Origin of the sequence: Mesorhizobium sp. DCY119 (assembly GCF_003590645.1) — a bacterium.
In the GTDB taxonomy this organism is placed as follows: domain Bacteria; phylum Pseudomonadota; class Alphaproteobacteria; order Rhizobiales; family Rhizobiaceae; genus Mesorhizobium_M.
In genome coordinates, this window is the sequence record NZ_CP031834.1 from 964,477 (window position 1) to 985,811 (window position 21,335).

At 62.4% G+C, this 21,335-nt stretch carries 18 protein-coding genes; 6 read left to right on the top strand and 12 right to left on the bottom strand.

All coding sequences use genetic code 11. The annotated features are described in order from the left end of the window. Positions 1–13 precede the first annotated feature (13 nt). Positions 14–1,312, bottom strand: coding sequence for an adenylosuccinate synthase (locus DZG07_RS04570; RefSeq protein WP_091909248.1), 1,299 nt, complete (start codon positions 1,310–1,312; stop codon positions 14–16). A gap of 212 nt (positions 1,313–1,524) precedes the next feature. Here DZG07_RS04570 and DZG07_RS04575 point away from each other — a divergent pair, with 212 nt between their 5' ends. The 3 genes from DZG07_RS04575 to DZG07_RS04585 are packed head-to-tail and all read left to right on the top strand — an operon-like array spanning position 1,525 to position 3,137. Next, positions 1,525–2,415: a DMT family transporter gene (locus tag DZG07_RS04575; protein WP_119814661.1), complete on the top strand. Its 891-nt coding sequence runs from the start codon at positions 1,525–1,527 to the stop codon at positions 2,413–2,415. 54 nt (positions 2,416–2,469) lie between these two features. Further along, positions 2,470–2,721, top strand: coding sequence for a toxin-antitoxin system (locus DZG07_RS04580; protein ID WP_119814664.1), 252 nt, complete (start codon positions 2,470–2,472; stop codon positions 2,719–2,721). Beyond that, the gene (locus DZG07_RS04585; RefSeq protein ID WP_119814667.1) at positions 2,718–3,137 is read left to right on the top strand and encodes a type II toxin-antitoxin system VapC family toxin; all 420 of its coding nucleotides are present in this window, start codon (positions 2,718–2,720) and stop codon (positions 3,135–3,137) included. Before DZG07_RS04580 ends, DZG07_RS04585 begins: the two co-directional genes overlap by 4 nt. Before the next feature lie 56 nt (positions 3,138–3,193). Here DZG07_RS04585 and serA read toward each other — a convergent pair whose 3' ends face one another. The 7 genes from serA to DZG07_RS04620 all read right to left on the bottom strand — a co-directional run bounded on the left by serA (position 3,194) and on the right by DZG07_RS04620 (position 12,943). After that, the gene (serA, locus tag DZG07_RS04590) at positions 3,194–4,792 is read right to left on the bottom strand and encodes a phosphoglycerate dehydrogenase (protein WP_119814670.1); all 1,599 of its coding nucleotides are present in this window, start codon (positions 4,790–4,792) and stop codon (positions 3,194–3,196) included. Between the two features lie 198 nt (positions 4,793–4,990). Further along, positions 4,991–6,166: a phosphoserine transaminase gene (locus DZG07_RS04595; RefSeq protein ID WP_119814673.1), complete on the bottom strand. Its 1,176-nt coding sequence runs from the start codon at positions 6,164–6,166 to the stop codon at positions 4,991–4,993. Positions 6,167–6,694: 528 nt separating this feature from the next. Further along, entirely contained in the window at positions 6,695–7,567 is an 873-nt protein-coding gene (locus tag DZG07_RS04600; protein WP_119814676.1) for an outer membrane beta-barrel protein, read from the bottom strand. A 223-nt stretch (positions 7,568–7,790) separates the two neighbouring features. Next, positions 7,791–8,654, bottom strand: coding sequence for an outer membrane protein (locus DZG07_RS04605; protein ID WP_091910240.1), 864 nt, complete (start codon positions 8,652–8,654; stop codon positions 7,791–7,793). 191 nt (positions 8,655–8,845) lie between these two features. After that, positions 8,846–10,198 carry a phosphoglucosamine mutase gene (gene glmM, locus DZG07_RS04610; protein ID WP_091909276.1) on the bottom strand — a complete coding sequence of 451 codons (1,353 nt, stop codon included), beginning with the start codon at positions 10,196–10,198 and terminating at the stop codon, positions 8,846–8,848. A 250-nt stretch (positions 10,199–10,448) separates the two neighbouring features. Next, positions 10,449–11,507: an SO2930 family diheme c-type cytochrome gene (locus DZG07_RS04615; RefSeq protein WP_119814679.1), complete on the bottom strand. Its 1,059-nt coding sequence runs from the start codon at positions 11,505–11,507 to the stop codon at positions 10,449–10,451. Between the two features lie 194 nt (positions 11,508–11,701). Further along, positions 11,702–12,943: a parallel beta-helix domain-containing protein gene (locus tag DZG07_RS04620; protein WP_119814682.1), complete on the bottom strand. Its 1,242-nt coding sequence runs from the start codon at positions 12,941–12,943 to the stop codon at positions 11,702–11,704. A 57-nt stretch (positions 12,944–13,000) separates the two neighbouring features. Between DZG07_RS04620 and DZG07_RS04625 the strand changes: the two genes are divergently transcribed. Then, positions 13,001–13,657: a TetR/AcrR family transcriptional regulator gene (locus tag DZG07_RS04625; RefSeq protein WP_119814685.1), complete on the top strand. Its 657-nt coding sequence runs from the start codon at positions 13,001–13,003 to the stop codon at positions 13,655–13,657. 133 nt (positions 13,658–13,790) lie between these two features. Continuing rightward, positions 13,791–14,987, top strand: a complete 1,197-nt coding sequence (locus DZG07_RS24095; protein ID WP_197716837.1) for a hypothetical protein — start codon at positions 13,791–13,793, stop codon at positions 14,985–14,987. A 484-nt stretch (positions 14,988–15,471) separates the two neighbouring features. On the opposite strand, the gene DZG07_RS04640 is transcribed toward DZG07_RS24095, so the two are convergent. Next, the gene (locus DZG07_RS04640) at positions 15,472–15,993 is read right to left on the bottom strand and encodes a MarR family transcriptional regulator (protein ID WP_119821398.1); all 522 of its coding nucleotides are present in this window, start codon (positions 15,991–15,993) and stop codon (positions 15,472–15,474) included. A gap of 120 nt (positions 15,994–16,113) precedes the next feature. Here DZG07_RS04640 and DZG07_RS04645 point away from each other — a divergent pair, with 120 nt between their 5' ends. Then, on the top strand, positions 16,114–16,464 hold the full coding sequence (locus tag DZG07_RS04645) for a cupin domain-containing protein (protein WP_119814691.1): 351 nt from the start codon (positions 16,114–16,116) through the stop codon (positions 16,462–16,464). Between the two features lie 246 nt (positions 16,465–16,710). Here DZG07_RS04645 and ftsH read toward each other — a convergent pair whose 3' ends face one another. From ftsH to ybgF, 3 genes are all read right to left on the bottom strand, one after another. Then, a complete protein-coding gene (gene ftsH / locus DZG07_RS04650; RefSeq protein WP_091909298.1) occupies positions 16,711–18,648 on the bottom strand; it encodes an ATP-dependent zinc metalloprotease FtsH in 1,938 nt (645 codons plus the stop codon). 106 nt (positions 18,649–18,754) lie between these two features. After that, positions 18,755–20,116: a tRNA lysidine(34) synthetase TilS gene (tilS, locus tag DZG07_RS04655; RefSeq protein WP_245429580.1), complete on the bottom strand. Its 1,362-nt coding sequence runs from the start codon at positions 20,114–20,116 to the stop codon at positions 18,755–18,757. Beyond that, positions 20,110–21,180: a tol-pal system protein YbgF gene (ybgF, locus tag DZG07_RS04660; RefSeq protein WP_119814694.1), complete on the bottom strand. Its 1,071-nt coding sequence runs from the start codon at positions 21,178–21,180 to the stop codon at positions 20,110–20,112. Before ybgF ends, tilS begins: the two co-directional genes overlap by 7 nt. Positions 21,181–21,335 lie beyond the last annotated feature (155 nt).

The following is a 21,335-nucleotide window of genomic DNA, read 5'->3' on the forward strand; positions in this document are numbered from 1 at the left end:
GGAAGGGGCAAAATTAGTCTTGAAAGGGATCGGTCACAAGTATTGTGTCGTCCCGCTCAGGGCTGGTTGAAAGGAGCGCCACCGGCGCGCCGATCAGTTCCTCTATATAACGAACATACTTAACAGCCTGTGCCGGCAGATCGTTCCAGCTGCGCGCGCCGGCCGTCGTTCCCTTCCAGCCTTCCAGCGTTTCATAGATCGGCACGACGCGCGCCTGTGCGCCCTGGCTCGCCGGCAGATAGTCGATCGTCTCGCCGTCCAGCGTGTAGCCGGTGCAGACCTTGATCTCGTCGAGGCCGTCGAGCACGTCGAGCTTGGTCAGCGCGATGCCGTTGATGCCGTTGACGGCGACCGCCTGGCGCACCAGCACCGCGTCGAACCAGCCGCAGCGGCGCTTGCGCCCGGTGACGGTGCCGAATTCATGGCCTTTGGTGCCGAGGAATTCGCCGACCTCATTGTCCTGTTCGGTCGGGAACGGGCCTTCGCCGACGCGCGTCGTGTAGGCCTTGGTGATGCCGAGCACATAGCCGATCGCGCCGGGGCCGACGCCCGAGCCGGGCGATGCCTGGCCGGCAACGGTGTTGGACGAGGTGACGAAGGGATAGGTGCCGTGGTCGATGTCGAGCAGCGTGCCCTGCGCGCCTTCGAACAGGATGCGCGCGCCGGCGCGGCGCTTGTCGTCGAGGATTTTCCACACCCGGTCCATATAGGGCAGGATCGCGTCGGCAACGGAAGTCAGCTCCTGCATGATCGTCTCATGTGCGACTTCCGGGTGACCGAGCCCGCGGCGCAGCGCATTGTGGTGCGTCAGCAGCCGGTCGACCTTCAGGGGCAGCGTATCCAAATCAGCCAAGTCCATCACCCGCACGGCGCGGCGCCCGACCTTGTCTTCATAGGCAGGGCCGATGCCGCGGCGGGTCGTTCCGATCTTCGTTCCGGAATTGGAGGCCGCGTCTTCGCGGAATCCGTCGAGTTCCCGGTGGAGGGACAGAATAAGCGCCGTGTTTTCGGCTATTTTCAGGCGTTCGGGCGTTACTTCCACGCCAAGCGCGCGCAATTTCTCCGCTTCGGCGACGAAGGCATGCGGATCGAAGACCACGCCGTTGCCGATGACGGAGAGCTTGCCGTCGCGAACGATGCCGGAAGGAAGCAGCGACAGCTTGTAGACCTTGCCATCGACGACGAGCGTGTGACCGGCATTGTGGCCGCCTTGAAAACGCACCACGACATCGGCGCGTTCCGACAGCCAGTCGACGATCTTGCCCTTGCCTTCGTCGCCCCATTGAGAGCCGACGACAACCACATTGGCCATGTTTTCTTCCCTTCCAGCACCGCGAAGCAGGCGGCGAACACGTAAAAATGACAGGCCTCTATAGCGTCAAGCGTTTTGGAAGGCGACCATTCTTTGCACGGTTTCTCGGCAGTTGTGGGTAATCAGGCACAACAATTTCCGCGTTTGGCGCTGTTTACGCGAACCCGCATCCATTCTACGCCGGTATCTCAAGCCCGCCGCCGGAAATTCCCATGCATCGAAACGCCTATCTGCTGCTTATCCTGACCACGCTGTTCTGGGGCGGCAATGCGGTTGCCGGCAAGCTGGCGGTCGGCCATATCTCGCCGATGCTGCTCACCACCATACGCTGGGGGCTGGCAATGACAGTGCTGCTCGTCATCGGCCGGGCGCGCCTGAAGCACGACTGGCCGGTCGTGCGCCGGCATCTGTGGCTGCTGACCGCGCTCGGAGGGCTTGGCTTCACCGTGTTCAACATGGCGCTCTATACGGCGCTTATCTACACCACCGCGATCAATGCCAGCATCGAGCAGGCGGGCATGCCGATGCTGATCTTCGCCGCCAATTTCCTGCTCTTCCGCCTGCAAGTCACCTGGGCGCAGATCGTCGGCTTCGTGCTGTCGGTCGTCGGCATTATCTTCACCGCGACCCATGGCGAGCCTCAGCGTCTGCTCGAGCTCGACGTCAATTTCGGCGACGCGCTGATGCTCATAGCGGTGCTGGTCTATTCGGCTTACACGGTGGCGCTGCGTTTCAAACCGGCCATCCACTGGCAGAGCCTGATGATCATGCTGACGGGAACAGCTTTCGTCACCAGCGTTCCCTTCGCGGTCGCCGAATTCTGGACGGGCAATGCGATCGTTCCGGATGGGCAAGGCTGGGCGATCGTCCTGTTCACGGTCGTCTTTCCGTCGCTCCTGGCGCAGATATTCTACATCAGGGGCGTCGAACTGATCGGCGCCAACCGCGCCGGCCTATTCATCAACCTCGTGCCGATCTTCGGAACATTGCTGTCGATCGTCATCCTCGGCGAAGATTTTCACCTCTATCACGCGGTTGCCATGGCGCTGGTGCTGGGCGGCATCGGGCTGGCGGAGCATAGCGGGCGGAAGATGGCGGGTTGAAACTCTCGACCCCCATGTCGATATTTGCTATCATGATAGCAAAGGAGAATTGCCATGGCGCAATTGCTGGTCCGACAGCTCGATGACGACGTAAAGCAGCGCCTTCAGGAGCGCGCGGCAAAGCATGGCGTCAGCATGGAAGAAGAGGTCCGCATGATCCTGCGGGCGACGGTGCTGAAGGATGATGGGCAGGAGTTTGGGCTGGGGACCAGGATAGCCGAATTGTTTCGCGACATCCCCGGCAATGACGAGCCGTTACCGGAATTTCCTCGTCAACCGTTCAAGCCGGTCGATTTCGGCGAATGATCGTTCTGGATACCAATGTAATCTCGGCGCTTATGCGGCCGGACATGAACCCTGCAGTCGTATCCTGGCTTGATCGTCAAACGTCGAGCATCGTCTGGATAACGGCCATAAGTGTCCTTGAGGTTCGATCGGGGCTGTTTCTTCTATCGGATGGCAAGCGCAAAAGCGGTCTCCTTGAACGCTTCGATCAGTTTTTGCGAGATGAGATAGTAGGTCGCGTTCTGCCGTTTGACCGAAACGCTGCCGAAGCCGCTTCGATTTTGAGCGCCAAGCGGATCGCCGTTGGTCGCAATATCGACAGGATGGACACGCAGATCGCCGGCATTGTCGTCTCAAGGCGAGCAGTTCTGGCCACGCGCAATATCAAGGATTTCAATGATCTCGATATTCCGCTGGTCAATCCCTGGCAGGATTGAAAAAGGCGCCGGTTGCCCGGCGCCTTCCAATTTCCTGAACGACTGAACGTCCGTTCTCAGATCCCGTTCACGTCGAACTGCAGCGGCTTGGCCGAATCGATCGACGGGTTGGCGCGGACTTCGGCCAGCGCCTTTTCCGGGAAGGGCGCATCGAGATAGAGCAGCGCGATGGCATCGCCGCCGGGCCGGTTGCGGCCGAGCTGGAAGTTGGCGATGTTGACGTTGTTCTTGCCGCACAGCGTGCCGAGCAGGCCGATGATGCCCGGTGCGTCGGCATTGGTCGTGTAGAGCATGTGCTGGCCGACCTCGGCGTCGAGATTGATGCCCTTGATCTGGATGAAGCGCGGCTTGTGGTCGGAGAAGCAGGTGCCGGCGATGGAACGCTCCTGCTTTTTGGTCTTCACCGTCAGCTTGATATAGCCGTCGAAGACGCCCGACTTGTCGCGCTTGACCTCGGCGACGATGATGCCGCGCTCCTTCACCATGATCGGCGCCGACACCATGTTGACGTCGGAAACCTGCGGCCGGATCAGGCCGGCGAGGGCGGCACTGATCAGCGCGCGGGTGTTCATCGTCGCAGTGGCGCCGTCGAACAGGATCTCAACTTCCTCGATCGGGTCTTCGGTGACCTGGCCGACAAAGGCGCCGAGCACCTCGGCAAGCTTGACGAACGGCTTCAGGCGCGGGGCTTCTTCCGCAGTGATCGACGGCATGTTGATGGCGTTCGATACCGCGCCCTTGACGAGATAATCCGACATCTGCTCGGCCACTTGCAGCGCAACGTTTTCCTGCGCCTCGCTGGTCGATGCGCCGAGATGCGGGGTGGTGACGACGTTTTCCATGCCGAACAGGGCATTCTCGGTCGCCGGCTCGGTCTCGAACACGTCGATGCCGGCGCCCGCCACCTTGCCGCTCTTGAGTGCTGCGATGAGGTCGGCTTCGACCACCAGCCCGCCGCGCGCGCAGTTGATGATGCGTACGCCGTCCTTCATCTTGGAGATGGCTTCGGCGTTGATGATGCCGCGCGTCTTGTCGGTCATCGGCGTGTGCAGTGTGATGAAGTCGGCGCGCTTGAGCAACTCGTCAAGCTCGACCTTTTCGACGCCCAGTTCCTCGGCGCGGCCTTCCGAGAGGAAGGGATCGAATGCCACGACATGCATCTTCAGGCCGACGCCGCGCGTCGCCACGATCGAGCCGATATTGCCGCAGCCGATGACGCCCAGCGTCTTCGAGGTGATCTCGACACCCATGAAGCGGTTCTTTTCCCACTTGCCGGCATGGGTCGATGCATTGGCTTCCGGGATCTGGCGGGCCAGCGCGAACATCAGCGCGATGGCGTGCTCGGCGGTGGTGATGGAATTGCCGAAAGGCGTGTTCATCACGATGATGCCTCGGCGCGAGGCAGCCGGAATGTCGACATTGTCGACGCCGATGCCGGCGCGGCCGATGACCTTGAGGTTGGTCGCGGCAGCGATCAGCTTTTCGGTGACCTTCGTCGCCGAGCGGATGGCGAGGCCGTCATACTGGCCGATGACTTCGAGCAGCTTTTCCTTGTCCTTGCCGAGATCGGGCAGGTAGTCCACTTCGACGCCGCGATCCTTGAAGATCTGGACTGCGGTGGGGGAGAGTTTGTCGGATACGAGAACGCGAGGCATGGTTGGATTCCTTGGCGCTGGTTCCCTCCCCCTTGAGGGGAGGGTGGTCGCGAAGCGACCGGGTGGGGTTGTTGCGGCAGTGCTCGACGTAAGTCCTGTGATGCCGCCTGGATTTTGTTGAGGCTGGCGAGGTGGAGATGACCCCACCCAGCTCACTTCGTTCGCCACCCTCCCCTCAAGGGGGAGGGATGCGCTACGTCAGGCCGCCGCCTTCAGCGATGCCTTGGCCGTTGCAAAAGCCCAGTCGAGCCAGGGCGTCAGCGCCTGAAGATCAGACGCTTCCACAGTGGCGCCGCACCAGATGCGCAGGCCGGGAGGGGCATCGCGGTAGCTGGCGATGTCGTAGGCGACTTTTTCCGCCTCAAGCAGGCCGGTGAACGTCTTCACGAAAGCCTGCTGGCCGGCGTCGTCGAGACCCGAGACCGCCGGGTCGACGAAGCGCAGGCAGACCGACGTGTTCGAGCGCGTGTCTTCTTCAGCAGCGAGGAACGCCACTGCCGGATTGTTCGCAACCCAGTCGGCCAGCACCTTGGCGTTGGCATCGGCGCGGGCGATCAGCGCATCGAGCCCGCCGATGGATTTCGCCCAGTCGAGTGCGTCGAGATAATCTTCCACCGCCAGCATCGACGGCGTGTTGATGGTCTCGCCCTTGAAGATGCCTTCGATGAGCTTGCCACCGGAGGTCAGGCGGAAAATCTTCGGCAGCGGCCAGGCCGGCTTGTAGCTTTCCAGCCGTGCGACGGCGCGGGGGCTCAGGATCAGCATCCCGTGGCCGCCTTCGCCGCCCAGAACCTTCTGCCAGGAGAAGGTGACGACATCGAGCTTGTCGAAATCTAGCTTCTGCGCGAAGGCAGCGGAAGTGGCGTCGCAGATGGTCAGGCCCTTGCGGTCTGCCGGGATGAAGTCGCCATTGGCGACCCGCACGCCCGAGGTCGTGCCGTTCCAGGTGAAGACCAAGTCGCGGTCGAAATCGACTGCTGTGAGATCGGGCAGCGCGCCATAGGGCGCGTCGAAGGTGCGGACGTCCGGCAGCTTCAGCTGCTTGACGACATCAGTCACCCAGCCGGCGCCGAAGGATTCCCAGGCGACCATGTCGACGCCGCGCTCGCCGAGCAGCGACCAAAGCGCCATCTCGACCGCGCCGGTGTCGGAAGCCGGTACGATGCCGATGCGATAATCGGCCGGAACCTGAAGAACTTCGCGGGTGAGGTCGATGGCGCGGGCAAGCTTGGACTTGCCGATCTTGGCGCGGTGCGAACGGCCAAGGGCCGCGTCGCGGAGGCCTTCAAGAGACCAGCCGGGGCGTTTGGCGCAGGGACCTGAGGAGAAATTGGGGTTTGCCGGACGGAGTCCTGGCGCGGAAAGCGTCGTCATCGTGGTTCTATCCTTCCAGATAGCTGGCCCCTCGTTGGGGAGGGGTGGCCCACGGCGGGAAATACAGAAAGGCGCGGAAGTTCGCAAGAGGCAAAAGAGTTTGCGACAAACTGTCTTGCAGATAAACGCAGAACGAAGATGGAAGGCGTCAAAAAAAGCGGCCCGTATTTGACATGCTCAGTTGGAGCGCAAAAAAAACCCGCGTGCTCCAGAATGAACACACGGGCATCAAGGGGCTTTAACAAGTGCTGAATAGCCGTTTCGAGCTATTCCTGCACCCTCCATTTTTGGGTGGAATAAACAGAAAACCCGCCACCCGTGAGGGTGGCGGGTTGTTGCCTGGGCGCTTGCGCGCCGCGGTACTCAATACTTTGCCGCTGGACCCGGAGGATGCATCTCCATGGTCAACGACCGGTTAATTAAACAGCTTGAATCCGACTTTATTTTGCAAGGAAATGTTTGCCGCGGCCAGGAACGGAAAAGGCGGACCGAAGCCCGCCTTTTTGTTGCCGGTAGTGATGTTGTAGCTCACCACAGGTCGTAGCGCAGGCCGACCTTGAGCTGGTGGTAGTCGATGCCTTTGCCGAACGTCGGGCCGTCGGCACCATAGGAAACATAGCGGGCGCCGGGCACGGAATAGTATTCGTAGCCGAGATCGACCGAGGTGTTCTGGCTGATGCGATAGTTGAAGCCGGCGCCGATCGAATAGGCCAGGTTGTACTGCCTTTCCGAGGTGACATCGCCCGAATAGGTGCTGGCGTCGTCGCATTCGAAGATCGTCGTCGTCGTTCCGCCCTGGCCATTGGGAACCGAGGTGCTCGAGCCGTTGCAGTGGCGATCACCCTTGGCGGAGCGATAGGAGGTGTACGCAACGCCGAGGCCGCCGCCGACATAGGGCGTGAAGCCGGCAAATGTGCCGAGATCGAAATAGGCGTTTGCCATGCCGTTATACGACTTGTTCTTGGCGTTGTCGGAACTCGGGCAATCGCGCGTGCTGCGGCCGGCGAAGGCACTGGTGTTGCCTGTGCCGTCGGTAACCGTAACGGTCTGCGTGCCGTCGCAGGAGGCGGTGTAGTTGTTGGAGAATTTGCTGCTCGGCAAAATGCCGAAATTCAGTTCTCCGCGCAGGTAGTCGTTGAAGTGATAGCCCATGCCGATGCTTCCCGACACGGGAATCTCGCTCGAGGTGAAGCCTGCGGGCGTCTCGAAGTAATCATATGGCTTGTTGAGACTGTAGCCGAGGTCGCCGCGCAGGTACCAGCCGGAGCCGACTTCCACGGGAACGTATTCCGGCGCGTTGTCGACGAAGATCGGAGGATCGTAGTCGGCGGCATTTGCCGCGTTGCCAGCCAGCGCCGCTGCGACGGCAAGCGAAAAGATCAAAATGCCATGCGATTTCATCACGCCAAACTCCCGCAAATGCGGCACGACCGACTGTCGTGCAACCGCCACCCGAGAGCATTGTTAACCATAGGGGTTAAGCCACGGTTAAGGATAACGGATGGTTAGCGGATTTATCGTTTTGGCGGCCTTGTTAAGGTTTGGGGCGGGTCATTGATCGTTGTTCAGACCAAGAAAAAACCGCCCGGCGAAGGCCGGGCGGTCGAAGTGGTGGGCAGGGTAATTACTTGTAGACGGGCTCGACCGGGGGCGGCTCGTAGGCCACCGGCTCGGGTTCGGCGCAATCGGCCTTGCCGCCGCCGAACTGGTAGCGCAGGCCGCCGCGCACTTCATGCACGTTGAAGCCCTTGTCGTAGCCGGGGCCGGCGCCCGGGCCGCCGGCCGAGGAGTCGACATAGTCGAACATCTTGCCGCCGTTGACGCGGGTGAAGCGATAGCCGGCGTCGAATTGCAGGTTCTTGGTGATGCAGTAGGAAGCACCGGCCATGAGCGCATAGGCGAAGCGCCATTCCTTGCCGCCATTATGGCTGTCGTCGACGCCCGGGAACTGGTTGCGCAGATTGTCCCACTTGACGTAGGCACCGCCGATACCGGCGCCGACATAAGGCGTCACGCGGTGCCAGGTGCCGAGATCGACATAGGCGTTGGCGAGCAGCAGCAGCGCGCTGTAGGACGAGGTGTCGGTCGAGGTGTTGACGCCGTCAGAGGTCTGGCCGTTGAATTTCGACTTGAACCAGTAGTCGGCCGTCACGTCGGTACGGAAGTAGTTGTTGACCTGGTAGCCGACGCCGCCGCCGAACGACATTGCGCCCTTCAGGTCGCCGAAATCGAACGAGTTCGAGCCGGGAACGGCAACGGGTCCGCAGCCTGTGTCGCAGACGCCGTAGGTGATGTAGTCGGCGCCGCGGAATTTCGACCAGCGATAGCCGAGGTCGCCGCGCAGATACCATCCGCCCGTCTCGACCGGCTGGTAGACGACTTGCGGCTGCGGCTCGACGACCGGTTCATAGAGGTCGGCGGCGACTGCGGGCGCGGCAAAGCCGGTCACCAACAGTGCGGCAAACACCCGCTTGGAAATGTTGAGCATTTTCATTACCCCTGCGAATCCCTCGCACCCCCACCGGGGCGAGATCGGTTGAATTCGACGTGGATAATGGAGTCCAAAGGTTAAGTTGTGCTTAACCCTGTTCCTTAACTATGACGAGCACCCGGCAGGTGCTTCCCGAACGGAAAAAGCCCGCCGGAGGCGGGCTTTTCAAAGGCCTTGTCTGTCGTGAATCAGGCGGCCGTCTTGAGATCCGAAATGACGCCGACGATGTCGTTGACCACGGTCTCGACCAGCTTGGGATCGTCGCCTTCGGCCATGACGCGGATCAGCGGCTCGGTGCCGGACGGGCGGATGACGAGACGTCCGGACTGGCCGAGTCGGTTGCGTGCGTCTTCGATCGCCGCCTTGACAGGGGCTGCTTCCAGCGGCTTGCCGCCGGAGAAGCGGACGTTTTTCAGAAGCTGCGGCACCGGCTCGAACTTGCGGCACAGCTCGCTTACCGGCTTGTTCTGGCGCTTGATGCAGGCCAGCACCTGCAGGGCCGAGACGAGGCCGTCGCCGGTGGTGGAGAAATCCGAAAGCACGATATGGCCGGACTGCTCGCCGCCGATGTTCAGGCCATGGGCGCGCATATGCTCGACGACGTAGCGGTCACCGACCTGGGTGCGGTGAAGCTGCAGGCCGATATCGCCGAGGAAGCGCTCCAGACCGAGATTGGACATGACGGTGGCGACGATGCCGCCGCCGACGAGGCGGTCGTTCTGGTTCCAGGATTCGGCCACCAGCGCCATGATCTGGTCGCCGTCGACCACGGTGCCGTTCTCGTCGACGATGATCATGCGGTCGGCGTCGCCGTCCAGCGCGATGCCGATGTCGGCGCGAACCTCATGCACCTTCTTGGCAAGGCTCTCCGGATGGGTCGAGCCGCAGTCCTCGTTGATGTTGAAGCCGTTGGGGCTGTCGTGAATGGCGATGACCTCGGCGCCGAGTTCCCAAAGGGCTGCGGGTGCTACCTTGTAGGCAGCGCCATTGGCGCAGTCGATGACGACCCTGAGGCCCGACAGCGACATGGAGCGCGGCAAAGTGCGCTTGGCGAATTCGATGTAGCGGTCATGCACGCCGTCGATGCGCTTGGCGCGGCCGAGCGCGTCGGCATCGGCAAGGGCGAGGTCAATGTCCTGATCGAGCATCGCCTCGATGCGCATCTCGATCTCGTCGGAGAGCTTGTAGCCGTCCGGGCCGAACAGCTTGATGCCGTTGTCGTAATAAGGGTTGTGCGAGGCCGAGATCATCACGCCGATGTCGGCGCGCAGCGAGCGCGCCAGCATGGCGACCGCGGGCGTCGGCACCGGGCCGAGCAGGAACACATCCATGCCGGCGGCGCAGAAGCCTGCGACCATGGCGTTCTCGATCATATAGCCCGAAAGGCGCGTATCCTTGCCGAGAACGACGCGATGGCGGTGATTGCCGCGCTGGAAGGAAAGGCCGGCTGCCATGCCGACTTTCATCGCGATCTCGGCAGTCATCGGAAATTTGTTGGCGCGTCCGCGGATACCGTCGGTTCCGAAATATCGTCTGCTCATACTCTACTATCCCCGGCCGAGGACTCATGTCCCGGCGCTGCTCTTGCCATAACAAGCCGGCCGCCCGATATCACATTATGTGATTATCTGTCATGAATCCTTCGAAATTCTTTCATTTTCAGTGACTTTGATTGCATAGACCCTTCACCGCCGGAGCGCCACATCTCCATTCGAATGCGCGAAGGTGTTCAGACACTTGCATTGGCGCATGATCCGGCCGGGAAATCGATTCCGATTTTCGGTGGATGGGCTAACGCATCGAGGCAATCCAGTCGCGCAACAGGGCTACTGCTTCCGGGTCTGCGACATGGCGGCCAAGCTCCGGCATCATGACGCCGGGCTCGGTGCTTTCGACGCGGTAGGGCAGGATCGAGCCGTCGGCATCGCCGGGCTTGATGTCGAAGGAGCGGTCGCCCGAACCCTTGCCGGCCGCCACCGGCCGCTTGCCGACGCCGTAGCGCACTCTGTCCTTCTCGCCCCAGGTCAGGAACAACCCTGAATTGCTGGCCGCCCCTTCCGCCCGATGGCAGTGAGCGCAATTGACGTCGAGCCAGGCGCGGGCGCGGGCATCGAGCGGGGCGGCGGCATCGCGCCAGTCCGGCACAGCGGGGGACGATGCCGGCAGGCCGGACAGGATTTTTGTCTCGGCCCAGTGGGCAAGCTGGTTCTGCAGGCCCGAGGCGTAGGGATAATCACCATTCAGGTTGCGCGCCTTGGGGCCTAGCGGCACGATCTCGCCGTTGAAGGCATGGCAGCCCTTGCACTGGTTCTTGTTGGGCACGGCATAGGTGAAGCTGAGCGGCGTGCCGTCTGCCTTGACCGTTGCGATCTCGACCTTGGCGCCGGTGATCTTCAGCGTCGCCTCGGTCTGCTCGTCGTTCCACAGATAGGCCCAGGCCTGCCAGCCGCCCTCATGCTTGAGCAGCACGCGGGTTTCGATCAGGCGTATGTCCTTTTCGGGCGCGGGGAAAGCAAAGGTTTTTATGAGTGCGGTGCCGATGGGGAAGTCGAAGGCTTCGGTGTCGTCGTAGGTCGCTGACTGGCCTTCGGGAAGGTAGACGAAGCGGTATTTCAGGGCATTGTCGGAGAAGAGCGGCGTTATCGGCGCGAAGGGGGTGACGTTCTCGGCAGCTATTTGCTTCGTGATATCGGTGAAGAAGCCGAATTCGGACAGGAGTTTTGGCGGGGTGTCGGCGAGGATGGCTTCGGGGGAGATGGCGAAAGCGGGGGAGGTGGCGGTGAAGAAGGCGATCGCCAGCAGCAAGAGAATGTAAGGGCTTGCTCGTCTTGCGCTGGCGCTGCCCCTCATCCGCCTGCCGGCACCTTCTCCCCGTATAGTGACGGGGAGAAGGAGGTTGCCCGCAACGTTGACGCTTCCTTCTTCTCCCCGTTCACGGGGAGAAGGTGCCGGCAGGCGGATGAGGGGCAGCGCCAAGCCAACAAACATTGCGCAAATCCTGTGAATCAAGCTTGCGATTGACCGCTTCATCGAGCGAGTTCCGCCTAAGCCCCGTTCTCCTGCGGCAGCTTCACCGCAGCCGGCTCCGGCAAACTCCCCTTATACGCCGAGATATCCGTATCCGGCGATGTCGACCACGGCAGCATCAGCTGCGAGATCATTTTCAGATTGGCAAATGTCGTGCCCTCGGCCTCGTCGACATAGATGCGGTCGGCGGCTGAGACCCAGGTGAGATATTCGGGAATGCGGGTGACGCCGTCCCAGATGATGCTCGGCACCGGCGTGCCGGAGACATCGGAGATGGTCTTGCCGACCTCGCCGTCCGGCGCGTTGCCGCCCTCGCCATAGGTGTTGCCATGGACGAAGACACCGCGCGGCACGAACATGTAGTTGTCGTCTTCGTATTTGTTGGGATAGGCGGCGATCAGCACATGGGTGGTGGCGTTGCCCGACAGGCGGTTGCCGAAGACATGGACGTTGCGGTTGGCCATGACCATGATGCCCATGCCCTTCGGCACCATGGCGACGGTGTTGCCCTTGGGCGCGAAATTGGCTGTATCGTTGTCGACCACGTCATTGTCGAAGACGCGGATGTCGTGGCCGCCCTGCACCGGCAGGTTGGGCAGGTCGAAGATGAGGATGCCGCCGGTGTTGTGGGTGGCGGTGTTCTTGTAGACGTCGGCCTTCATCGAATTCTCGATCTCGATGCCGGCGACGTTGTATTCGGCGCGCGAATTGCGCACCACGATGTTCTCGCTCTGGCCGACATAGATGCCGGCGTCCGCCGCCCCCTTCACCGTCACGCCATCGACCAGAATGTTCTTGGAGGTGACGGGATAGACGCCGTAGGCGCCGTTGTTGGCGTCCGGCCCGTTGGTCCATTCGACGCGCAGGTTGCGGAAGGTAATCTGGTCCGAGCCCTTGGCCTTGACGCCGTCGCCCTTGGAATCCTCGACGGCGAAATCCTCCAGCACCACCCGGTCGGACGTCACCAGCAGGCCCTCGCCCGAGCCGGTCTGGCCCTTGAAGGAGAGGATCGTCGCATCGGGCCCTGCGCCCTTGACCAGCACGTCGTCGACATCGAGCGACAGGCCCTCGGTGAGTTCGAATTTTCCAGCGCCGATGGCAATCGTGTCGCCGGGCTTGGCCATGATCAGCGCCTCGGTCAGGCGTTCGGCGGCACCGTCTCCGGCTTCGACAGGGATCTCTGCGGCCAGAAGCGGGCCGCAGGCGGCAGAGGTCAAAAGCACGGTAAGAAAGGCCGCGCGCGGCGACAATGAACGCATGAAAATCCTCCCTCTTTGCATTGACGATGCTCCCGCGATCCATCAAAGTCAATAAAGATGAAACAGTTTCAGCTTTTGCCGAAGCCGGAAGCCGGCGCACCCGCCACCGGTCCTGTGGTGCCGCGCCAGAAGCGAGCGCAGCGCACGCGCACGGCTCTGCTGGCGGCGGCGGAGGCGCTTGTCGCCACTGAGGGGGCGGACGCCGTGACGACGACGCGGCTCGCCGAGATCACCGGCGTTTCGGTCGGCACGATCTACCGCTATTTTTCCGATCGCGAGCAACTGCTGCTTGCCGCCTATGACGGCACCGTCGTGCGCATCGTCGAGACATGCGGCGAAGCCCTTGCGGATCTCGATCCCGGCATGCCGATGGCGGCGGCAGCAAGGAAACTGCTCGGGCTCTATCTCGATACCGCCGAGACCATTCCTGCGCATTCCGGTCTGTTGGCGGCCATGCGGGCGCTTCGTCCGATCGAGGCCGACCAGGGCGGCGGCAACGAGGCCAGCATCGTCGGCGATATCGTGGCGCCGTTTCTGCAGAAGTTTTCAGCCGGAAGCGGTGCTGTCGATCCTTCTCGCCTGCATTTCCTCAGCGTGCTGATGGGAACGCTGGTCGATCTATACCTCGTGACGCCGGATACTTCGGATCGGACAGGGCTGCGCGAGGAGATTGAAGCGCATATGTTGCTGGCGCTGGAGCGTCTTTCCGGCTGAAACCGCCAAGATCATGCCAGCGAAGTTTTAGTCATAACAACGTCCGAAATAGATAGTATCTGGCGCAACTGTCCGTTGCAGGGTAAAGATTTGCTCAGGGACGTTTTGTGGGCAGCATTTACGGAGAATTGCCATGCTCTTCAACAAACTAGTCACCCTATCGGGCTTCGCGGCCATCGCCCTGTTCATGGCCTCGCCAGCCAGCGCGCTGACCATGAAGGAATGCAGCGCCAAGTATAACACGGCCAAGGACGCCGGCTCGCTCGGCGGGCAGACCTGGAACCAGTTCCGCAAGGCTGAATGCGCGGCCGACGATGCCGCTGCAACCGCGCCGGCCAAGGCCGACACCAAGAAAGCTGCAAAGACGACCAAGAAGGCTTCCGACACGGCAGCTGCCGATGACGAGGCCAAGGGCCTGTCGATGAAGGAATGCAGCGCCAAATACAATGCCGCCAAGGATGCCGACGCGCTGAATGGCATGAAGTGGAACGACTTCCGCAAGGCCCAGTGCGGCCCGGGCGCCAGCACCACCGTAGCCGCCAAGCCGGCCAAGGCTTCGAAGTCGTCCGACACGGCAGCTGCCGGAGACGAGGCCAAGGGCCTGTCGATGAAGGAATGCAGCGCCAAGTACAACGCAGCCAAGGATGGCGACGCGCTGAACGGCATGAAGTGGAACGACTTCCGCAAGGCCGAATGCGGCCCGGGCGCCAGCGCCACGATGGCTGCAAAGCCGGCGGCAGCTTCCGACGACGACGCCAAGGGCCTGTCGATGCAGGAATGCAGCACCAAGTACAATGCCGCCAAGGACGCGAACGCGCTGAACGGCATGAAGTGGAACGACTTCCGCAAGGCCCAGTGCGGCCCCGGCGCCAGTGCCACGATGGCGGCAAAGCCGGCGAAAGCTTCGAAGTCTGACACCGCTGCTGCCGACACCGGCGGCAAGGGCCTGACGATGAAGGAATGCAGCGCCAAGTACAGCGCCGCCAAGGACGCCAATTCGCTCGGCGGCCAGAGCTGGAACCAGTTCCGCAAGTCGTCCTGCAGCGCCTCGGCAGCCGACGACGACACCGTGCCGAACCTCGACCAGGCGACCTACGATGGCGAGCCGGACCAGCCGACCGTCACCGCGCCGCGCGGCGTCAGCTTCCCGAAGGCCGTGTCGAAGAAGTTCGCCACCGAGACCCCCGGCAAGGCACGCATGCACACCTGCCTTGAGCAGTATTACGACAACAAGGACAGCGACAAGCTCGCCGGCCTGCGCTGGATCCAGAAGGGCGGCGGCTACTACAGTCTCTGCAACGCCCGCCTGAAGGCCAGCGTGTCCGGTTAAGCGCCGACCGTTTCAGGACAACGCAAAAGCCCGCGCACCGAAAGGTTCGCGGGCTTTTTGTTGGGTCCGCCCGAACGCAACGCCCTCGAGATCAAAATTCTTGCATAGTGTTTGCTACATCAGGCCGCCATATTCCATCATCTTCCTGGCCGATGAAACGGGAGGTGAAGCTCCAGAACCTATATGGGGCGAGAAGATACTCTCGACGCGATCATGCGTGTCGATCGGCGTCTTCCCGGAAATAGACGGCAGGACGCGGCTTGCGTTCGGCCCTGCACGAGAAGTGTGGTTGAGGCGAGACGCGGATTTCGACGACTTCATCGAAACACCGACCCGGACATTGTTCGTGAGCACTGCAACAGGTGTCGTGCTTGTGATGGGGTTCATCGAGACGGAAATAACGCGCGTGCGAATCTGGCGCAGCCATCCCGATTGGCCGACACGCGTAACGGTTGCCTATGGCTGACGCTGTTCCTTGATTACTTCACGGAGCATCCGCGTCTCTTTCCTCCACCCCCTGCACCAACTCCCGCAGCAGATCGGCAAGGGCGGCGCGCTTTTCCGGGCTGAGCTTTTCGAGGAACTGCATCTCGCTCGCCATGTCGGCGCGGAACGCTTCTTCCGCGCGCGTCTGGCCTTCCGGCGTCAGCGCGACGAAGAAGCTGCGGCCGTCCTCGGGTGATTTTTCGCGGGTGATAAGCCCTGCTTTCTCCAGCCTTCCCAGCCTGTGGGTCAGGCCGCCGGAAGAAATCATCAGCGATGTGTAGAGGTCGGTCGGGGTCAGCCTGTAGGGAGGGCCGGAGCGGCGCAGCGTGCTGATGACATCGAACTCGCCGCGGTCGAGGCCGAAGCCGGCGAAGGTCGCCTCTATGCTTGGGCGGATGAGGTTCGATAGGCGGTAGGCCCGCCCGAGGATCGTCATCGGCGTGGTGTCGATATCAGGCGCTTCACGGGCCCATTGGCCGCGCAGGCGATCGACATGGTCGGGTTTCGGCTTGTCGCTCATGCTTGTCTCCATGGAAAGCCTATAGGCTCATTATATCTTGACGTGAAGATATTTCTTCGCTAGATATCTTCACGTCAAGATAGTTTTGCCGCATCAATCGAACCAACCGGGAGAAGCAAGATGTACGAAGTCATTCGCCGCACCGAACCGAAGCCCGGCGCAAGCCGCACCGTTCTCTTCCAGGGCAACGAGCATGGCTCCGAAGTGTCGTTCTTTCTTGTCGACAACGATCCGGGGCAGGGGCCGGGGCTACATGTCCACCCCTATACGGAAACCTGGGTCGTGCGCTCGGGTGAGGCCGAATTTACCGTCGGGCGGGAAAAAACCCGCGCCACCGCCGGTGATATCGTCGTGGGCGCCGCCAACATCCCGCATAAATTCGTCAATGTGGGAACAGGCCGGCTGGAGATCGTCTGCATTCACGCCAACGACCGCGTCGTGCAGGAGTTTCTGGAAGAGGCGAATGCTTAGTTGAGCAGGCAGGGTTTGTTCGCATAAACCCCTCTCCGTCGCGCTTCGCGCGCCACCTCTCCCCCGCCTTGCGGGGGCGAGGAACCCAAGTTCTGAAATGTCGCGGCCTCGATGGGTACCGGTTCCTCGCCCCCATGAAATGGGGGAGAGGTGGCGCGCGAAGCGCGACGGAGAGGGGGCTGAGCGGCCAAACGAAAAACGCCGCCGGATTTTCATCCAGCGGCGTTTCACATTCCTTAAAAGTATTTAGTTTTGTGGCTGAGGCTCCATGCCGCCCTCGGGCTCCTCGCCCTTCTTGCGGCGGCCACCGGTCGAACCGGCCTTCGGCACGGCCGAACCGCGGCTCGGGGGCGTGTCGTCGCCGAGGTCGCGCGACGGCTTCTTGCCGGCCATCAGCTGCTTGATCTCTTCGCCGCTCAGCGTCTCGTATTCGAGCAGGCCTTCGGCGATCGCGATCCATTCCTTCTTCTTCTTGGTCATGATCCGCATCGCTTCGGCATAGGCCTCGTCGATCAGGCGGCGCACTTCGGCGTCGATGATCTGCGCGGTCTCTTCCGAGACGTTCTGCGTGCGAGCCACCGAATGGCCGAGGAAGACCTCTTCCTGGTTGTCGCCATAGGCGACGCGGCCGAGCTTGTCGGAATAGCCCCACTGGGTCACCATCGAGCGCGCCAGCTTGGTCGCCTGCTGGATGTCGGAGGAAGCGCCGGAGGTGATGTTCTCCTTGCCGAACTTCAGTTCCTCGGCGACGCGTCCGCCCATCATGATCGCAAGGCGCGAGATCATCCAGGTGTAGGTCACCGAGTAGCGGTCGCCTTCCGGCAGCTGCATGACCATGCCCAGCGCGCGGCCACGCGGAATGATGGTGGCCTTGTGCAGCGGGTCGGCCTTCGGCACGTTCAGCGCGACGACGGCGTGACCGGCCTCGTGATAGGCGGTGTTGGTCTTTTCTTCCTGCGTCATGGCCGAGGAGCGGCGCTCCGCGCCCATCATGATCTTGTCCTTGGCGTCCTCGAATTCGGCCATGGTGACGAGGCGCTTGTTGCGCCGCGCAGCCATAAGGGCCGCCTCGTTGACGAGGTTGGCGAGATCAGCACCTGAGAAGCCCGGCGTGCCGCGCGCGACGACCTTGAGGTCGACATTCGGGGCCAGCGGCACGTTGCGCACATGCACCTTCAGGATCTTCTCGCGGCCGACGATGTCGGGGTTCGGCACCACGACCTGACGGTCGAAGCGGCCCGGACGCAGCAGCGCGGGGTCGAGAACGTCGGGGCGGTTGGTAGCGGCGATCAGGATGATCGATTCATTGGCCTCGAAACCGTCCATCTCGACGAGCAGCTGGTTCAGCGTCTGCTCGCGCTCGTCATTACCGCCGCCGAGGCCGGCGCCGCGATGGCGGCCGACGGCGTCGATTTCGTCGATGAAGATGATGCAGGGCGCGTTCTTCTTGGCCTGGTCGAACATGTCACGCACGCGGGAGGCACCCACGCCGACGAACATTTCGACGAAGTCCGAACCCGAAATGGTAAAGAAGGGCACATTCGCCTCACCCGCCACCGAGCGGGCGAGCAGCGTCTTGCCGGTACCGGGAGGGCCGACGAGCAGCACGCCGCGCGGGATCTTGCCGCCCAGCCGCTGGAATTTCTGCGGGTCGCGCAGGAATTCGACGATTTCTTCCAGGTCTTCCTTGGCTTCGTCGACGCCGGCGACATCGCCGAAGGTGACGCGGCCATGCGCCTCGGTCAGAAGCTTGGCTTTGGACTTGCCGAAGCCCATGGCGCGGCCGGAGCCGGACTGCATCTGGCGCATGAAGAAAATCCACACGCCGAGGATGAGGATCATCGGCAACCACGAAAGCAGCATCGAGAACAGCGAGCCGGAGCCGTCGTTCTCAGGACGCGCCTGGATGGTGACGTTCTTGTCCTGCAGGCGCTGCACCAGTGTCGCATCGCCCGGAGAATAGGTCTGGAAGGCGCTGGCGCTGTCGTTATAGGTGCCCGAAATGCGATCGCCGGCAATCGTTACCGTCTTGACGCGGCCCGCCTCGACCTCCTTCAGGAAATCCGAATAGGCGACATCGTTCGATGCGCCCCGCGTCTGCGGCGTCTGGAACAGATTGAACAACGCGATCAGAAGAACGGCGATGATCGCCCAGAGCGCGAGATTACGATAATTCGGATTCATCGATTATCCTGTTCGTGCCCGCAAGCGGACACGCATTGTTGGTGAAAAGCTTGGCTCTAACATAGGCACCGTCTCGGCCAATGCCAAGCAGAAGAGCACGGATCGGTTAAGCTTTAGCTTTGTGGCCTCGCCATGGCGAAGCGGGCAGGGGCTCAGCGCCCAGCAGCGCAACGACGGCGCGGGCTGGTTCGAGATCGAAAGCCGGCAGAAAACGCGCCCACGGAGCCGCAACCGGCGTCGCCCTGAGCCCCCACAAAGCGGCGTCTGCGGCAATCCGGCCGAGGCATTCTTCGTCCTGCCACAGCGCTGGCTCGGCGGCCAGGGCAGGGCGGACAAGGCTTGCCGGCGGGTTTTCCGTCTGTGTCGCCAAGGACTTGGCCTGCAGCAGTCCGAGCGGCGCGACGGTGGCGCCGTCGACCGAAGCGGTGCGCGCGATGCGGTAGCGGCCGTCCCAGATCATGCCGTCATCGGGTATCGATAAGGCCGGCAGTCCGCGCGTCTCGCGGTGGAAAAAAATGCCGGTTCGCCGCTTGTCGATCACCGTCCGCGACAATGTGGCGCAAAAAGTGTCCCGCCCAAGATGGCCGAAAAGTTCGGTGGCGCGCGCTTCGTCGGGCAGGAAAGGCGTGCCGCCGACGACTGCAAGCAGGATGCGCAGCGCGTAGACGGCGGCGTCGCGATTTTTCGGCGCTGCGAAATCGCGGTCGAGCCGCAGAAGCCCGGGTGCCGGGCGGCTGGCAAATGCATCGATCAGGGCGGCGGCTTTGGCACCCAGCCGCATACGTTCGCCGGCAGCTTCACCGGCAATCTCCAGTGCTTCGGCCACCCGCTCGCTATCCTGTCTAAGTTCTGCCCGCATGCGCGGGCGCTCGAAGGTCTCGTTGGTGTTGGTCGGGTCGTCCAGCCATGCAACGCCCAGCGCGCGCAAAAGGTCGCGCAAGGCTTCGCGGCGCGTGCCGAGCAGCGGCCGGGCGATCCAGGCGCTGCTATCGAACAGGGTCGCCGGCGCCATGCCGGCAAGCCCGCGCCCGTCGTCCTGCCGCGCCTTGCGCATCAGCACCGTCTCGGCCTGGTCGTCGGCGGTATGGCCGGTGAGGACAAGGTCGGTGCCTTCGAGCTGTGCTGCCTGCGCCAGCAGCCTGTAGCGCGCCTCGCGCGCGGCGGCGGGAATGCCGGTCGCCGGCTTTTCGCCGGTCCATGTCATGGTGCGGTGGGCGATGCCGTGGCGGGCAGCGAGTTGCGCGACATCGTCGGCCTCGTCTGCCGAGCCCGGCCGCAGTGCGTGATCGACGGTCACCGCCACCAGCCGGGTCGCCGGGTCGGTCCGGTCGAGAAAGGATTTTACCAGGAGAAGAAGGGCGAGCGAGTCGCTGCCGCCGGAAACCGCTGCGATCAGCGCGCGGCGGGGCGCGACATCAAAATTCGAGAATAGCTGAAGCGGGTCGATACCCACCGGAGCGGTCAGCACGCGGCAAGCGCCTGTTCCTGCTTGATGCGCTCCTTGAGGGCGCCGGAAACTTCGGGATAGCGCTTGCCGATTTCGCCGAAGGTGGCGCAGGCAACGTCGCGCTGATGCAGGCCGACAAGCGAGACGCCGAGCTTGAACAGCATGTCGGGCGCTTTCTTGGCCTTGGGGAATTCCTTGTTGGCGGCGAGGAAGATTTCAGCCGCGTCGCGATATTTCTGCTGTCCGAGCAGGGCCTCGCCGAGCCAGTAGCGCGAATCAGCCGTCTTGGGGTCGGCCGGGAAACGCGCAATGTGATCGCGGAAGCCGGATTCCGCCGTGCTGTAGTCGCCCGAAAGAATGAACTGGTAGGAGTTGCGATAGACCTCGTCCGGATCGTCGGTCGCGGGCAATGCTGCGACGACCGTGCCATTCGAAGGTGCCGCGTCGTCGTTGTTGGCTGGCGCGTCCAGGTCGCTGCCGCCGACCGAAGCCTGGTCGCCGACGCTGCCGCTGGTGACGTTGCCATCGGCGTCGAAGGTGATCGTGCCGAAGGTCGTCGGGGCTTTTCCCGTTCCGTTGCTTGGCGGGGTGGTGGCGCCGCCGCCGTTCTCGCCGATGACCTGCTCGACGCTCTGCGATGACGAACCGCCGGTTGCGGCGGTCGTCTGCTTGTCGGAAGACGCCGCGGAATTCTCCGCGACGCTTCTATTGGTCTTGCCCGAGCCCGCGTCGGACTTCTTCTTGCCTTCAAGCTCCTGGAAGCGGAACTCGTTGTCTTCCTGCATCTTGCGGAGCTGTTCCTGCATCTGCAGAATCTGGAAGTTGAGTTCCTCGACCTTGCCGTTCAGCGAACGGATCTGCTCTTCGAGGCCGCTGACGCGTGGATCGCCGGCTTGTGCGACCTGATACGTGCCGCCGCTGCGGTTGCCGAAAACGCCCGGCAGGCCTGCGGCTGGCGATGGTGTGGAAATACCCGCGCCGTCGCTTCTGCCTGGGCCGTGTCCCGGTCCGGCGTCACGCGCAAAAGCCGCGCCTGAAAGCAATAGCACGGCAAGTGTGCCGCTCAGGATGGATCGAAAATACATGTGCCTCTCGCCATTGAAAAACGGGAAATCGCGCGGTTGCGCACCGCCTTTTATCAGGGAGCGAGACTTCGGCCAAATTTTGTTTACAAAATGTGGCAATGAAAAAGGCGGCCCTTGAGCCGCCTTTCCAAAACAGGTGTTGCTAATTTACCGCT